This window comes from Pseudomonas sp. GB2N2 (genome assembly GCF_054897705.1).
Window position 1 is genome coordinate 3,363,231 of sequence record NZ_CM142701.1, and the last position, 15,442, is coordinate 3,378,672.

The following is a 15,442-nucleotide window of genomic DNA, read 5'->3' on the forward strand; positions in this document are numbered from 1 at the left end:
GATCAGAGCGGCCGCTTGGTACGCATCAACTTCACGTACAGATGTTCGACCTTCTCCCGCGCCCATGGGGTTTTACGCAGGAACGTCAGGCTCGACTTGATGCTCGGGTCACTCTTGAAGCAACGGATATCGATGCGCTCGGCCAGCCCCGACCATTCGTAATGTTCCACCAGCGCGTTGAGGATTTGCTCCAGCGTGACGCCGTGCAGCGGGTTGTTGTTCTGTTCGGTCATGCCGGGCCTTCGAGCGGTGGATGAGTTGGAAGCCGCGCACCTTAGCCGAGGGCAGCGTTGGGGGAAAGCGTCTGTGCGCACTCTTTTCAATGTAGGTGCACTTGTGGGCGCCGGCTTGCCGGACATGACGATTTCATTGGCAAAGATGATGTTGGCTGAACCGCCGCTATCGCCGGCAAGCCGACGCCTACAGGGATTTGGTGAAAAATGGAATTGCACGCTGACTGTTACCAAATCGGCAAAAATTCATCTCGGCAAAAGGCCTTTCTCTATTTGTAACAGGACATTATCCTTTCAGCTTTTGCGAGACAGCGCTGTCTTGGAGCCCGCTTTCAACGAACCTCACGCCTACAGAGGACCGCAACAGTTTCACTTTTTTATCTGAACCATGCCCACGCCGGATCGTCATCTACAGTGAACTTGCGCGGGACTACTAGAAATGTCACGGAGAACCACACTATGAGCACTGAGGGTGCTTTGAGTCGAAGCCGTCTACTGCCGACCCTGCTCGGCATTCTGCTTCTGCTAATGGGCTTGGCCATGCTGGCCGGGGGAATCAAGCTGAGCATGCTCGGCGGCTCGCTGTATTACCTGCTGGCCGGTATCGGCCTGGCACTGACCGGCGCGCTGTTGATCGCCGCGCGCCGAATGGCGCTGGGCCTTTACGCGCTGGTGCTGTTCGCCAGTACGGTGTGGGCCCTGTGGGAAGTCGGCCTCGACTGGTGGCAACTGGTGCCGCGTCTGGCGCTGTTGTTTGCGTTGGGCATCGTCATGCTGCTGCCTTGGTTTCGTCGTCCGTTGCTGCGCGAAGGCGAAGCCAGGACCGGCACCGGCGCGCTGAGCGTGGCCGTGGTGCTGGCCGGCGTTACCGCACTGGCCAGCCAGTTCACCAACCCCGGTGAAACCAAAGGCCAACTGGACCGTGACAGCGTGCCAGGCATGACCAACACCGCCCCGGCCATGCCCGACGGTGACTGGAACTCCTACGGCCGCAGCGCCCACGGCGATCGTTATTCGCCCCTGACGCAGATCACTGCGCAAAACGTGAACAAGCTGGTTCCGGCCTGGACCTATCGCACCGGCGACATTCCCGGTCCGAATGATCCGGGTGAAACCACTGCCGAAAACACGCCGCTGAAAGTCAACGGCATGCTTTACGTGTGCACGCCGCACAGCCAGGTGATTGCACTGGACCCTGACACCGGCAAGGAAATCTGGCGTTTCGATCCGAAGCTCTCCACCCAGAACGCGGCGAACTTCAAGGGTTGGGCGCACATGACCTGCCGTGGCGTGTCGTATCACGATGACGCCGTGTACGCGTCCGAGCAGAGCCCCACCGGCAGCGCCAGCCCGGCAACGGCCAGCAACGCCTGCCCGCGCCGGATCTTCCTGCCCACCGCCGACACCCGTCTGATCGCCCTGAACGCCGACACCGGCAAGATGTGCGAAGACTTCGGCAACAAAGGCCAGATCGACCTGAGCGCCAACATCGGCGGCTTCAATGCCGGCGGTTACTACTCCACCTCGCCTCCAGCCGTGACCAGGGACCTGGTGGTGATTGGCGGCCACGTCACCGATAACGTTTCCACCGACGAGCCGAGCGGCGTGATCCGCGCGTTCGATGTACACACCGGCAAACTGGTGTGGAACTGGGACAGTGGCAACCCGGACGACACCACTCCGATTGCCGACGGCAAGGTCTACACCCGCAACTCGCCGAACATGTGGTCCATGTTCGCCGTCGATGAAAAACTCGGCATGCTGTACCTGCCGATGGGCAACCAGACCCCGGACCAGTTCGGTGGCGAACGCACCCCCGAGTCTGAATTGCACGCCGCCGGCCTGACCGCCCTCGACATCGGCACCGGCAAAGTGCGCTGGCATTTCCAGTTCACCCACCATGACCTGTGGGACATGGACGTCGGTGGCCAGCCAACCTTGATGGACCTGAAGACCGCTGATGGCGTGAAGCCGGCGGTCCTTGCCTCCACCAAGCAAGGCAGCATCTACGTGCTCGACCGCAGCACTGGCAAAGCGATCGTGCCGATCAACGAAGTGCCGGTGCCCCAAGGCGCCGTCGCCGGTGATCACACCTCGCCGACCCAACCGAAATCCGAGCTCAACCTGATGCCGCCGCCGCTGCAAGAGCGCGACATGTGGGGCGTGACCCCGTTCGACCAACTGATCTGCCGGATCGACTTCAAATCCCTGCGTTACGACGGCCCGTTCACCCCGCCGTCGCTGCAAGGGTCGCTGGTGTATCCCGGCAACTTCGGTGTGTTCGACTGGGGCGGTATCTCGGTTGACCCGGTGCGTCAGATCGCGTTCGTGAACCCGAGCTACATGGCGTTCAAATCGACGCTGATCCCGGCCGCAGAAATTGCCGCGCAAGGCCCGCGTAAAAGTGAAACCGAAGGCGTGCAGCCAAACAAAGGCGCGCCATACGGCGTGGTCCTCGAAGCACTGCTGTCGCCCATGGGCCTGCCGTGCCAGGCGCCCGCCTGGGGTTACGTGGCAGCGGTCGACCTGACCACCGCGAAAACCATCTGGAAGCACAAGAACGGCACCGTGCGCGACAGCTCGCCGGTTCCAATCCCGCTGACCATGGGCGTGCCTAGCCTGGGCGGCACCTTCACCACTGCCGGTGGCGTGGGCTTCCTCAGCGGTACGCTCGACCAGTACCTGCGTGCCTACGACGTGAAAAACGGCAAGCAACTGTGGGAAGGCCGCCTGCCAGCCGGCGCGCAAACCACACCGATGACCTACACCGGCAAGGACGGCAAGCAATACGTGCTCGTCGTCGCCGGCGGTCATGGTTCGCTGGGCACCAAGCAAGGTGACTATGTGATGGCGTACAAGCTGTCTGAGTAAGCTTCAGCGCGGTAAAAACCAAGGCGACTCCCTCACGGGAGTCGCCTTTTTCATGCATGCCCATCAAGTTGTAAAACACACACCCTGCAGGAGCCGGCTCGCAATAAACGACCTGTCCAAACCCTGAACACACAACCTGAAATGTCCCGAGCCATTGAAACCACCGTCTACCTGCCCCATCTAAGACCCATATCCCATTGCGCAGGTGCCCCATGAGCGACCAGCAAGCATTCCCCGAAGACCCGAGCGACTACGCCGATCCAGAGAACGCCGAACACCCTTCCACCGGCAAAGGCCTGGCACTGCCCGGCCAGAACCTGCCGGACAAGGTCTACATCATTCCGATCCACAATCGCCCGTTCTTCCCGGCCCAAGTGCTGCCGGTCATCGTCAATGAAGAGCCGTGGGCTGAAACCCTGGATTTGGTGAGCAAGTCCGATCATCACTCCCTGGCCCTGTTCTACATGGAGACGCCCCAGGAAGATCCGCGCCATTTCGACACCTCGGTCCTGCCGCTCTACGGCACGCTGGTCAAGGTGCATCACGCCAGCCGCGAAAACGGCAAGCTGCAATTTGTCGCCCAGGGCCTGACCCGCGTACGGATCAAAACCTGGCTCAAGCACCATCGCCCGCCGTACCTGGTGGAAGTCGAATACCCGCACCAGCCGACCGAGCCGACCGACGAGGTCAAGGCCTACGGCATGGCGCTGATCAATGCGATCAAGGAACTGCTACCGCTCAACCCGCTGTACAGCGAAGAACTGAAAAACTACCTCAACCGCTTCAGCCCCAACGATCCCTCGCCGCTGACCGACTTCGCCGCCGCCCTCACCTCGGCGACCGGTAACGAGCTGCAAGCCGTGCTCGATTGCGTGCCAATGCTCAAGCGCATGGAAAAAGTCCTGCCGATGCTACGCAAGGAAGTCGAAGTCGCGCGTCTGCAAAAAGAAATTTCCGCCGAAGTGAACCGCAAGATCGGTGAGCACCAGCGCGAGTTCTTCCTCAAGGAACAACTCAAGGTGATCCAGCAGGAACTGGGCCTGACCAAAGATGACCGCAGCGCCGACATCGAGCAGTTCGAACAGCGTCTAGAGGGCAAGGTGTTGCCGGCCCAGGCGCAGAAACGCATCGAAGAGGAAATGAACAAGCTGTCGATCCTCGAAACCGGTTCGCCGGAGTACGCGGTCACCCGCAACTACCTCGACTGGGCGACCTCAGTGCCGTGGGGCGTGTTTGGCGAGGACAAACTCGACCTCAAGCACGCGCGCAAGGTGCTGGACAAACATCACGCCGGCCTTGACGACATCAAGGACCGCATCCTCGAGTTCCTCGCAGTCGGCGCCTACAAAGGTGAGATCAGCGGCTCCATCGTTTTATTGGTCGGGCCGCCGGGCGTAGGCAAAACCAGCGTCGGCAAATCCATCGCCGAATCCCTCGGCCGACCGTTCTATCGCTTCAGCCTCGGCGGCATGCGCGACGAAGCCGAGATCAAAGGCCACCGCCGCACCTACATCGGCGCGCAACCGGGCAAACTCGTACAGGCGTTGAAAGACGTTGAAGTGATGAACCCGGTGATCATGCTCGACGAAATCGACAAGATGGGCCAAAGCTATCAGGGCGACCCGGCCTCGGCACTGCTGGAAACGCTGGACCCGGAGCAGAACGTCGAATTCCTCGACCACTATCTGGACTTGCGTCTGGACTTGTCGAAAGTGCTGTTCGTCTGCACCGCCAACACCCTCGATTCAATTCCCGGCCCGTTGTTGGACCGGATGGAAGTGATTCGCCTGTCGGGCTACATCACCGAAGAAAAAATCGCCATCGCCAAGCGTCACCTGTGGCCGAAACAACTTGAGAAGGCCGGCGTGTCCAAGGGCAGCCTGAGCATCAGCGACAGCGCCTTGAAAGCGTTGATCGACGGTTACGCCCGCGAAGCCGGGGTGCGTCAACTGGAGAAACAACTGGGCAAACTGGTGCGCAAAGCCGTGGTCAAGTTGATCGACGAGCCGAAAGCCGTGATCAAGATTGCACCGAAGGATCTCGAAGCCTCGTTGGGCCATCCGGTGTTCCGCAACGAACAAGTGCTGTCCGGCACCGGCGTCATCACCGGCCTGGCGTGGACCAGCATGGGCGGTGCGACCCTGCCGATCGAAGCCACACGGATTCATACGCTTAACCGTGGCTTCAAGCTCACCGGGCAACTGGGCGATGTGATGAAAGAGTCAGCGGAAATTGCCTACAGCTACGTCAGCTCGAACCTGAAGTCGTTTGGCGGCGATCCGAAGTTCTTCGACGAAGCCTTCGTCCATCTTCACGTACCGGAAGGCGCCACCCCGAAAGACGGGCCGAGTGCGGGCGTAACCATGGCCAGCGCCTTGCTCTCCCTCGCTCGCAATCAAGCCCCGAAAAAAGGCGTGGCCATGACCGGCGAACTGACGCTGACCGGGCATGTACTGCCGATTGGCGGCGTGCGCGAGAAAGTGATCGCGGCACGGCGGCAGAAGATTTTCGAATTGATCCTGCCGGAGCCGAATCGTGGGAGCTTCGATGAATTGCCGGATTATCTGAAGGAAGGGATTACCGTGCACTTTGCCAAGCGGTTTGCGGATGTGGCGAAGGTGTTGTTCTGACGGTGATGTAGCGTCCATACCACCACCATCGCTGGCAAGCCAGCTCCCACAGTTTCTACACAACCCCTGTGGGAGCCGGCTTGCTGGCGGTAGTGTCAGGCGTGACAACTCCGATTCCGGGGGCGGTCACAATTTGTCTCATCTTCAGTTATGCTCGCCGTTCGTCGTGAATGCCGGAGCCGCTGACCTTATGTCCCCCACCCGCCTGTTCGTCCCCCTCGCCCTCTCCCTGCTGGCCGCTTGCGCCACGCAACCGAAACAGAACGTGACCGTGGAAAAACAGAGCGCCTGCCCGGTGAAAATGCATAACGGGCAAAATCTGATCCTGACCCTGCCGAGCAACCCAACCACGGGTTACCGCTGGGCGATTCAGGATTCGGCCGGTGGCGTGTTGCGCGCACTGGGTCCAGAGGTTTATCGAAATCCGGAAGATGCCGGCGTCGTCGGCGCAGCGGGCGTCTCGACCTGGCGCTTCCAGGCATTCGCCGCCGGTGACGGGCGCTTGCGCCTGACCTCGCAACAGCCGTGGGCGCCGGAGGTGCTGCCGGTGGAAACCTTCGACTGCGCGATCTCGGTCAACTGACCATGGGCTGGCTGATCCTGGCGCTGATGGGCGCGGTGACCTTTCTCTACGGCCTGAGCGTGCACGCCGCACTGCTTTGCCTGCTGGTCAAACCGCTGCCGGTGCTGGCTCTGCTCGGCTGGTTGCACGACGCGCCGCCCAGCGAGTATCGGCGCTGGATCAGCCTGGGATTGATCTTTTCCTTGCTCGGCGATGTGTTGCTGGCGTGGCCGGGGGATTTGTTCGTGTTCGGGCTCGGGGCGTTTTTGATCGCACACCTCGCGTATTTGAAAGCGTACCTGAGCGATTGCCGGCGCTTGGCGCTGTTACCGTTGATGCTCGCGCTGGGCGTCGGTGCGCTGCTGTTGGGGATTTTGATTGCCAATGGTTTGGGCCCGCTGCTGATCCCGGTGATCATCTACGGTCTGGCCATCAGCGCCATGCTCTGGCGGGCGCTGGCACGGCTGGGCACCGACGCGCCCAAACGCTCAGCGTTGCTGGCAGCAGCGGGTGCGGTGGCGTTTGTGTTCTCGGACAGCGTGATTGGCATCAGTCGTTTTGTGGTGCCGTTCGATGCGGCGCCTTATGTGATCATCCTGAGTTATTGGTTGGGACAATGGGGCATTACCGCCTCCGCGTTCGGTCCGAAACCACGCTGAACCCATCGCGAGCAGGCTCACTCCTACAGGGATTGCGCTGTACCTGTGGGAGCGAGCCTGCTCGCGAAAGCGCTATGACTGAAGACGCGGATTTCAAAGCCTGTGTGGCGGTTTATCCGACAACCCGCGCATCCGCGCGCCAACTTGGCTAAAATGCCGGCCTTTTCCACCTACGCCGCTGGAACCGCCGTGAGCAAAGAACCCGATCGCCTTTTCGCCCAGCCATTGGCCCAAGTGCCTGACTTCGCCTTTAACGAGGACGTGGTGCGGGTGTTCCCGGACATGATCAAGCGCTCGGTGCCGGGTTATCCGACCATCGTCGAAAACCTCGGCGTGCTCGCCGCGCAGTTCGCCCAGCCCAACAGTGTGCTTTACGACCTTGGCTCGTCCCTCGGCGCCGTGACTCAGGCGCTGCGCCGTCACGTGCGCACCGACGGCTGCCGCGTGATCGCTGTGGATAACTCGGCGGCGATGGTCGAACGCTGCCGCGAATACCTTAATGGTCAGGACTCGATGTTCCAGGAGTTGCTGCCAGTCGAAGTGATTGAGGGCGACATCCTCGCCCTCGACTTCCAGCCAGCCTCGGTGGTCGCGCTGAACTTCACCCTGCAATTCATCGCCCCGGACCAGCGCACTGCGCTGCTCAGCCGAATCCGCCAATCGCTGTTGCCGGGCGGCGCGTTGATCCTCTCGGAAAAGCTGCGCTTTGAGGACGAACAGGAACACGCGCTGCTTACCGACCTGCACATCGCGTTCAAACGCTCAAACGGCTACAGCGAACTGGAGATCGCTCAGAAGCGCGGTGCCATCGAAAACGTTATGAAGCCCGACAGCCTCGAAGAACACCGCGAGCGCCTGCTGGCCGCCGGTTTCTCGAAAGTCGTGCCGTGGTTCCAGTGTCTTAACTTTGCCTCGTTGATTGCCTTGCCATGATTGATCTGTCCCCCCTCGCCCGCCGCTTGGCCGACACCCCGCTGGCCGATTGGGCCAACACCCTGCAAGCACAACTCGACAGGAAAATGGAAAAGGGCCATGGCGACCTGGAGCGCTGGCAAAGCGCGCTGGATGCCTTGCCGAAAATCCAGCCAACCGAAGTCGATCTGCTCAACGGCCTGACGCTGGACACCGACTGCGACGCCGCCACCCGCACGCAGATGCGTACAGCGCTGATGGGTTTGTCGCCCTGGCGCAAGGGGCCGTTCGACTTGTTCGGCGTACACGTCGACACCGAATGGCGTTCGGACTGGAAATGGTCGCGGGTTGCGCCGCATCTGGACCTGAAGGGCAAACGCATCCTCGATGTCGGCTGCGGTAACGGTTACTACATGTGGCGCATGCTCGGTGCCGGGGCCGACAGCGTGATTGGTGTAGACCCGAACTGGTTATTCTTCTGCCAGTTCCAGGCGGTTCAGCGTTACCTGTCCGAGCCGAATGCCTGGCACTTGCCATTTCCGTTCGAAGACCTGCCGCCGGAACTCGAAGGTTTCGACACGGTATTTTCCATGGGCGTGTTCTACCACCGCCGTTCGCCGATCGAGCATTTACTGGCGCTGAAGGATTGCCTGGTCAAGGGCGGTGAACTGGTGTTGGAAACGCTGGTAATCGAAGGCGATCAGCAACAGGTGCTGGTGCCAGAAGATCGTTATGCGCAGATGCGCAACGTGTGGTTCCTGCCGTCAGTGCCGGCGCTGATGCTGTGGCTGCGCCGCGCCGGGTTCACCGATGTGAAATGCGTGGATGTCAGCGTGACCACCGTCGAGGAACAGCGCGGGACGGAGTGGATGAAGTTTCAGTCGCTCAGTGATTTTCTTGATCCGGAAGATCACAGCAAGACGATTGAAGGGCTGCCGGCGCCGATGCGCGCGGTGATTGTGGCCCGCAAGTAAACACAGATCTCCCATCAACGGAGCCCCCCTGTAGGAGTGAGCCTGCTCGCGATAGTGCTGGGTCAGTCAACATCTGTGTTGAATGTTCGACCGCAATCGCGAGCAGGCTCGCTCCTACAGGAGACTTGTGTTTAGTCTGCGGGTTTGGCGCGGCGGGCCTTGAAGAACTCGCTCAGGACAGTGCCGCACTCCTCTGCCAACACCCCGCCCTCATACAACACCCGGTGATTCAAAAATGCCTGGGTAAAAAACTGCCCCTGACTCTGCACAATCCCCGCCTTCGGCTCCAGCGCGCCGTACACCACTCGCGCGATCCGCGAGTGCACGATCAACCCGGCGCACATGCTGCACGGCTCCAGCGTCACGTACAGCGTGCTGCCGGGCAGTCGGTAATTGCTGGCCGCCAATGCCGCGACGCGGATCGCGACCATCTCCGCATGTGCGCTCGGGTCGTGGCCGCTGATAGGGCAATTGAAGCCGCGCCCGATGATTTCACCGTCCTGAACCAGCACCGCGCCCACCGGCACCTCCCCCAGCGCGGCGCCTTGTGCGGCGAGCACCAACGCTTCGCGCATGAAATCGCGATCACGGCTGCGGTCGATAATTGGAGCGGGACGAATCTGCCGCATCACGCCACCTCGATGGCGGCCATCAGGCCGGTTTCCATGTGGTCGATCACATGGCAATGGAACATCCACACGCCGGGGTTATCCGCCACCAGCGCCACTTGCGCGCGTTCGTTCTTGCCCAGCAAATAGGTGTCGGTGAAGTACGGAATCACCTTGTGCCGGTTCGAGGCGATCACCTTGAAGCTCATGCCGTGCAGGTGAATCGGGTGCTGGTACTGAGTCATGTTCTTCAGTTCGAAAATGTAGCTTTTGCCTTTCTCTAACTTGGCAATGGGGCGGTCGGCGCAGGTCTTGTCAGTGATGTCCCAAGCCTTGCCGTTGATCTGCCACAGGCTCGGCGGCTTGCCATTCTCGACGTTGACCGACACCGAACCGACCCATTCGAAATTGAAGTTGAGTTTCTCGGCATTCGCCAGGTTCGGTTCGGCGACCGGGTTGGCGGGCAGCGCGGGCGGCCACTGGGTGGGCGCATCGGAGTTCGCCACCGAGCGGAATGTGCCCAGGCGAACCGGGCCGTTGCGCAGGGATAATTCCTCACCCGCCGCCGGCGCCTTGATCGCCAGGCAAATGCGCATGCCCGGACCGAGCCAGTATTCCTTGCCCAATGGCCGTGGCTCGACGGGGTTGCCGTCCAGCGCGTAGATCTGCGCTTCGACCCCGGGGATGTTCAGGCGATAGGTCAGGGTGTTATCGAGGTTGAGCAGTCGTACGCGGGTGATCTGCCCGGCCGGCAAGTCGATGACCGCTTGCGGCACACCGTTGATCGTCGCCAGACGCCCCGCAGTGCCACCTCGCGCCGCTTCCCGGGGAATGCTGAACTCGACGAAATTGCCCACGTCGTCGACATGCCAGCTCTTCAGGCTCAAGGTCTGCTCGTACTTGAAACCGGTCGGCTCGCGCTCTTCGACAATCAGCGGCCCCACCAGCCCGCGACCCAACTCTTCGCTGCTGTTGACGTGCGGGTGATACCAATAGCTGCCGGCATCGGGTACGCGAAACCGGTAGTCGAAATATTCCCCCGGCAGCACCGGCAGCTGCGAAACGTACGGTACGCCATCCATCTCCAGTGGCAGGCGGATGCCGTGCCAGTGAATGGTCGTCGCCACCGGCAAGTGATTGATGAACCGCACCCGCAGCCATTCACCTTGGCGCACACGCAACTCGGTGCCCGGCGCCGACGGGCCAAACGCCCAGGCCTCGGTCTTGTGTCCCGGTACCAGTTCGACGTCGAGCGGCGCGGCAATCAGCTCATAGTCGTGGCCGGCGTCGGCGTCGGCCATTTTGCCCAGCCAATAACGCGACGCGCCTCCCGCCCCCACGCCAACGACAACAAGACCGGCCAGGCCACCGAGGATTTGGCGACGGGTAAAGGACATGAACTCAACTACCTCACGTATCAGCGGCGGGCACGTGGCCCGCAAAAGGCGAATACGATACACCTGCGGATGAGAAACAGTAAGGGCGGCGCGGTGACCACAAGTCTTTTTCCCATACCCCCCGTCTATCGATCCGACAACTGATCAACCTGATTGCTGACAGACCGGCCCTGAGCCTCTTGAAATGATCGCAGCCACTTCCAACACCACGATCAAGGAACGACGGTGGACACATCAGAAAACACCGCATTACCCAACGCCGCCGACAGGCTCGCATTCAAGGGCCTGGTACCCGCGTTGATCCAGGCCTGCCCCGACATGTACGAAATGGCCTGCGAGGTTGCCAAGGAAATTCTGCTTAAACACGGCATCACCAACCTGGAACCCGAGCAGGTTTACTGGCATCGATTCATAGGGTCCGCCAGTCGCTGGCAAGCCTTCACGGGCTGGGAACACAACGGCGCCAAACCCACTGAGTCGATGACGTTGCCGCAACTGGTGATCCAGCGGTTCCGCGTCGGTGATCAGGACAACGCCGATATGCTGGACGTCGATGGCGGCTTCTACACGGCGGGGCCGGGAGCGGAAAACTTCAACGAAACCAACGAAGTGCGGATGCATGGCAACGAGGTGCTGAAGGATTTCTGGGCGATCAACTTTGCTGATCGGTTCGACCAGAGAGTCGCTTCGTTCTGGACCAGGCACAGCAAGACGTTCCGTACCCTGGCCAAGTGCACCTTTCTTGCCAAAGCCATGGAGGACCGTGAGGGTGGCCGGTTATCGGATGATAATTTCCGCACCGTGATCAAAGCGGTGGCCGGCAATGTGAGCTGGCCAATCACCCTGCAAATGCTTGAAGAGGAAGTGCCGCCCGCCGATGGCATGCGCCTCAGTTTGCTGAAGATCGGCGACTACGTGGCGACCGATATCCTGTGCATCCACGACGGTCATGGCAGAGAAATCATCTACGCACCCGGTGAAACCTGGGGGCTGCACACCTTTGAGAATTACCGCGATCTGCATTGGTGGGTGTTGTCACAGACGCGCAAACCGGCTGACCGCAGGCGCTTCCTCGCGCACTTCCAGGTCGCCGACCACGACATCATGGAAGACACCTCCTGGCGCGCCGTGGCGAAAAGGAAATGGCTCTGGGTATTCGGGCCTGTGGTGGGTATGGCCTCGACGTTATGGCGCGCACCGCATGTTGAAAATGTCGGGCTCAACCACGTCCTGGATCTGCTGGTCAGCACCTGGGACCGCGCCCATCCCACGCTGATCGAACACACCAGCGAAGCGTTCCAAGAGGATGCCTTCACGGTCCTCGCAAACGCCACCCATGTGCGGATGATCAGCGACGCCACATTCATGATGCACACCAATGGCGATCTACGAAAAAAGCTGTGGGTCGGCTATCTCAATGCCTTCGGCCGCATGTTCGGCCCCATGGCCGCCGTCGGCTGGCCGGTGGCGCTGGCGGTCGTCGGAGCCGGCATCGCCAACGTCGGCCTGCAAATCGACCAGGCGATCAATGGCAAGACCCGTGGCGAGCGCAAGGCCGCGACGCTGGGCGCGATTTTCGCGACGATCGATACCCTGTTCAACGCAACCTTCATCAAAGGCAGTGGTCGTCTGCCGGAAATTGCCGAGGCCGAGGCCTTCTTCGTACCTGAAGAAAAGCTCGCCGAAGCGGCCATCGCCCGCGCGCCGCTGCCTGCCCTGGAAGACATCGCGCCGACCCGCATCCTGCCCGCGGAACCGGAGGATTTTCTCGCGTCCTTCAAGACTGAAATCACCGAGGGCACGCGCATTGAAACGGGCGACCCGAAATTTCAGGAAATTATCCAGACCTCCTCGGGCAAGCACTACATCTTCATGCGCCGCGCTGGGAGTGGTGGTTATTACCAGGTGCGCTACGTCGAGCAATTGCGAGGCTGGGTGATTGTCGATCCGGCCAATCCCTTTTCGTTTTACCGCAATGTCCCGATTCGTTTGAACGAAGCCGTGAGATGGCAGCCCACCGCCCGCATCGGCCTCAAGGGTGGGGTGAAGATTTTCGGCAAATGGCCCTTCGGCCACACGGCCGACCCGCTGCCCGAGGTGGACGTGCAGCCGTTGCCGTATGACATGCCCCCAGCCTACAGAGCGGCGTTGCAACCGGTGGCGGAGGCCGATGTCAGTGATTTTCCGCTCGACCCGCAGGACAACAGCGACCGCTTTTTTCAAGACTTCAGGACAGGGCGCCGCACGCTATACGACGACGCCGTCACCTTCTTTGCCCCCCCTGAACTACCCCCGCGTCCGATGGTGCTGGCCTTCAAACCGACGACGTCATTCGCTGAAATGACCAAGCGTCTGTTTCAGGAAAACCCCGGTCTGGTGATCGGACAAGGCAGTTCCGGGACTGGTGCCCGGCGGGTGCTGATCGACAACCTCAAAGCGTTGAACAAGCAAAAGACCAGAACCCTCTACATGGACCATCTGCTCACGGATTTCCATCAAGCGGACCTGGATGTTTTCCACAAGACCGGCAAGATGCCTCCTGCTCTTGAACGTTATATGAAGACGCTGGACACCCGGTTCAAGACCGACCCCACCGGACCTTATTCGTACACCGAGCAGTTGAAAACCGCGCAGAAAAACCACATCCGCGTCCAGGCCATCGACAGCATGGCCAGCCGGCGCTTTCCGCGCATGGAGGGCACGACTGAGGCCAGTAGCCGGAAGATGATGAATTACTATTCGGCGACGACCCTGCGCGCCGATCAGGCCACCCGGGGCGCTCATCGATGGGTGGCGCTGGTGGATGAGGGGCGCGCCAGCACCTTTGATAACGTCGCCGGACTCAGCGAACTGGAAGGCACGCCGGCGCTGCGCGTCGATGAAAGTGCGTTCGGCCAGGCACAAGGGCTGACCGCTGATCCAGGGAAAAAGATCAAGGATATCCTGGGACGAACCATCGATGAACTGAAGAGCGACCTGCGCCTGCAACTGCGCGCTGAACCCGCAAAGGTGACGGTCCGAACGCTCGAGGAGGCGTTACCCAAGCCCGGCAATTTCATGTTTCAGGAGCCATCCACTCTGGTTCACCGCAGTGGCGATGGCACGTTGGTGCGCACGCCAATCCAACAGGACGGTGCAGGTTTTTTCATCGTACGTCCGAGATGGTCATCGGTCAGTGGCCGCCACTTCGATAGCGTGCATGAGCTGGCGAATGCCATCGAACATGAAGGCTTGTCCCATGTGCACGTGCGCATTGATCCATTGGCCGGTCCCAGCACGCTGCCGGACATCGAACCGTCGCCCTCCGTCCACGGCGCAGTGACGCCGCAAGCCCCCGACTTGACGATAACGGACCCACCTCGAATCAACTCGCCCTATGAGATCCCGGTGCAGGCGCGAGCCGACCTGAAAAGCGCTGCAGTGAGCGGTGATCCCCGCTTGTTGGCCGACTTTCTCGATACGCTCGGCAACTCGCCCTATGACACCTTCAGGGCGCTGCGCAAACAATTGTATGAGGCTGCCGTGCATTTCTATGCCGAACTACGCCTACCGGCGCGTCCGTCGATTGCCCCCCTGGAGGCAGGACTGTCCGCGCCAGCCTTCATCGAGCGATTGTTCGAAGAGTTCCGCGGGCTGGTCATCGGCGAAAGCCATGCCGACATCGGCAGCAAGAAATGGCTCATCGACAATATGCAAGCGTTGGCCAACAAGGGCGTGAAGACCCTCTACTTTGAACATCTGCTCTCGGACTTCCACCAGGCCGCGCTGGACAACTTCGCCAGGACTTCGATCATGCCTCGCGATCTTGAGCAATACCTGATCCAGCTCGACAGCGGGCACCTGACCGATCCGTTGCAACGCAACACCTTTCTCAACCTGGTCAAGGAGGCCAACCGGAACGGCATCCGGGTTCAGGCCATCGACTGCATGGCAAGCTACCGAACTGAAGGAATGCGAGTCGCCGACCCGACGGCGCGGCAAAAAATGATGAATTTTTATGCTCACACCGTGATCGAGGCCGACCAGGCTGCACGTGGTCCGCACAACTGGGTGGCACTGATGGGGAATTCCCACTCAAACACATTTGAAGGCGTCGCCGGAGTCAGTGAACTGGAGGGCGCCGTCGGCTTGCGCGCCGAAGATGTCGCCGAAGGAAAACCCGCAGGTATAGAACTTGATCCGGGCAAAAGTTTTCCAGATGAAATGGGCAAAAACGCGGCAATGGCCAGAGGCGACCTGCGCCTGCAAGTTGAAACGCCATGGCACGCACGAACAAGCTCGGAAATTGAACAGTTACTCTCCCGACCAGGTCTGTACACCTTGAAAAAGGAACTTGGCGGCAGTTATCTGGTTCATCGCGGCCGCGACAATGCGATCGTGCAGACGGCCATCCATTCCGAATCCAGCCGGTTTTTCATTGATCGCCCGGCCTGGCCGACCGTCCACGAAAAACGCTTCGACAGCATCGAATCGCTGCTCCTGGCACTTGCGAGAGGCATGAGCCTAGCGGGCTGGTCCAGGCGCCTGTAGCCATCCTCTATCGCCCAAAACAACAAAGCCGCGTGAAACATCGTTCCACGCGGCTTTTTGTCAAAC

11 protein-coding genes are annotated in these 15,442 nt (G+C 60.6%); 8 read left to right on the forward strand and 3 right to left on the reverse strand.

The window, feature by feature from the left end; translation table 11 throughout:
- Window positions 1-2: 2 nt before the first annotated feature.
- Window positions 3-233, reverse strand: a complete 231-nt coding sequence (locus ACYZT4_RS15615) for a VF530 family protein (protein ID WP_131060937.1) — start codon at window positions 231-233, stop codon at window positions 3-5.
- Window positions 234-306: 73 nt separating this feature from the next.
- Between ACYZT4_RS15615 and ACYZT4_RS15620 the strand changes: the two genes are divergently transcribed.
- The 7 genes from ACYZT4_RS15620 to cmoB all read left to right on the forward strand — a co-directional run bounded on the left by ACYZT4_RS15620 (window position 307) and on the right by cmoB (window position 8,841).
- Complete coding sequence (locus tag ACYZT4_RS15620) at window positions 307-618, forward strand: hypothetical protein (RefSeq protein ID WP_461981050.1); 312 nt, start codon at window positions 307-309, stop codon at window positions 616-618.
- 74 nt (window positions 619-692) lie between these two features.
- Window positions 693-3,104: a glucose/quinate/shikimate family membrane-bound PQQ-dependent dehydrogenase gene (locus tag ACYZT4_RS15625; protein ID WP_461981052.1), complete on the forward strand. Its 2,412-nt coding sequence runs from the start codon at window positions 693-695 to the stop codon at window positions 3,102-3,104.
- A 212-nt stretch (window positions 3,105-3,316) separates the two neighbouring features.
- Window positions 3,317-5,734: an endopeptidase La gene (lon, locus tag ACYZT4_RS15630; protein WP_461981054.1), complete on the forward strand. Its 2,418-nt coding sequence runs from the start codon at window positions 3,317-3,319 to the stop codon at window positions 5,732-5,734.
- 190 nt (window positions 5,735-5,924) lie between these two features.
- On the forward strand, window positions 5,925-6,317 hold the full coding sequence (locus tag ACYZT4_RS15635) for a protease inhibitor I42 family protein (RefSeq protein ID WP_461981056.1): 393 nt from the start codon (window positions 5,925-5,927) through the stop codon (window positions 6,315-6,317).
- Window positions 6,318-6,319: 2 nt separating this feature from the next.
- Window positions 6,320-6,955 carry a lysoplasmalogenase gene (locus tag ACYZT4_RS15640; RefSeq protein ID WP_461981058.1) on the forward strand — a complete coding sequence of 212 codons (636 nt, stop codon included), beginning with the start codon at window positions 6,320-6,322 and terminating at the stop codon, window positions 6,953-6,955.
- A gap of 153 nt (window positions 6,956-7,108) precedes the next feature.
- Window positions 7,109-7,888 (forward strand): carboxy-S-adenosyl-L-methionine synthase CmoA, encoded by a 780-nt coding sequence (gene cmoA / locus ACYZT4_RS15645; RefSeq protein WP_461981060.1) that lies wholly within the window; start codon window positions 7,109-7,111, stop codon window positions 7,886-7,888.
- Complete coding sequence (cmoB, locus tag ACYZT4_RS15650; protein WP_461981062.1) at window positions 7,885-8,841, forward strand: tRNA 5-methoxyuridine(34)/uridine 5-oxyacetic acid(34) synthase CmoB; 957 nt, start codon at window positions 7,885-7,887, stop codon at window positions 8,839-8,841. The genes cmoA and cmoB overlap by 4 nt, the downstream gene beginning before the upstream one ends.
- Before the next feature lie 131 nt (window positions 8,842-8,972).
- Here cmoB and tadA read toward each other — a convergent pair whose 3' ends face one another.
- Together tadA and ACYZT4_RS15660 are read right to left on the reverse strand one after the other, a co-directional pair.
- Complete coding sequence (gene tadA / locus ACYZT4_RS15655; protein ID WP_461981064.1) at window positions 8,973-9,470, reverse strand: tRNA adenosine(34) deaminase TadA; 498 nt, start codon at window positions 9,468-9,470, stop codon at window positions 8,973-8,975.
- Window positions 9,470-10,846, reverse strand: a complete 1,377-nt coding sequence (locus ACYZT4_RS15660; protein WP_461981066.1) for a multicopper oxidase family protein — start codon at window positions 10,844-10,846, stop codon at window positions 9,470-9,472. Before ACYZT4_RS15660 ends, tadA begins: the two co-directional genes overlap by 1 nt.
- A gap of 327 nt (window positions 10,847-11,173) precedes the next feature.
- On the opposite strand from ACYZT4_RS15660, the gene ACYZT4_RS15665 reads away from it, so the two are divergent.
- The gene (locus tag ACYZT4_RS15665; protein WP_461988698.1) at window positions 11,174-15,376 is read left to right on the forward strand and encodes a membrane-targeted effector domain-containing toxin; all 4,203 of its coding nucleotides are present in this window, start codon (window positions 11,174-11,176) and stop codon (window positions 15,374-15,376) included.
- Window positions 15,377-15,442: the final 66 nt, after the last annotated feature.

Excerpts from the sequence above, each read along its gene's own strand:
- ACYZT4_RS15615 (WP_131060937.1), bottom strand. The coding sequence starts at position 233 with ATGACCGAACAGAACAACAACCCGCTGCACGGCGTCACGCTGGAGCAA.
- ACYZT4_RS15625 (WP_461981052.1), top strand. The coding sequence starts at position 693 with ATGAGCACTGAGGGTGCTTTGAGTCGAAGCCGTCTACTGCCGACCCTG.
- lon (WP_461981054.1), top strand. The coding sequence starts at position 3,317 with ATGAGCGACCAGCAAGCATTCCCCGAAGACCCGAGCGACTACGCCGAT.
- ACYZT4_RS15635 (WP_461981056.1), top strand. The coding sequence starts at position 5,925 with ATGTCCCCCACCCGCCTGTTCGTCCCCCTCGCCCTCTCCCTGCTGGCC.
- ACYZT4_RS15640 (WP_461981058.1), top strand. The coding sequence starts at position 6,320 with ATGGGCTGGCTGATCCTGGCGCTGATGGGCGCGGTGACCTTTCTCTAC.
- cmoA (WP_461981060.1), top strand. The coding sequence starts at position 7,109 with ATGCCGGCCTTTTCCACCTACGCCGCTGGAACCGCCGTGAGCAAAGAA.
- cmoB (WP_461981062.1), top strand. The coding sequence starts at position 7,885 with ATGATTGATCTGTCCCCCCTCGCCCGCCGCTTGGCCGACACCCCGCTG.
- tadA (WP_461981064.1), bottom strand. The coding sequence starts at position 9,470 with ATGCGGCAGATTCGTCCCGCTCCAATTATCGACCGCAGCCGTGATCGC.
- ACYZT4_RS15660 (WP_461981066.1), bottom strand. The coding sequence starts at position 10,846 with ATGTCCTTTACCCGTCGCCAAATCCTCGGTGGCCTGGCCGGTCTTGTT.
- ACYZT4_RS15665 (WP_461988698.1), top strand. The coding sequence starts at position 11,174 with ATGGCCTGCGAGGTTGCCAAGGAAATTCTGCTTAAACACGGCATCACC.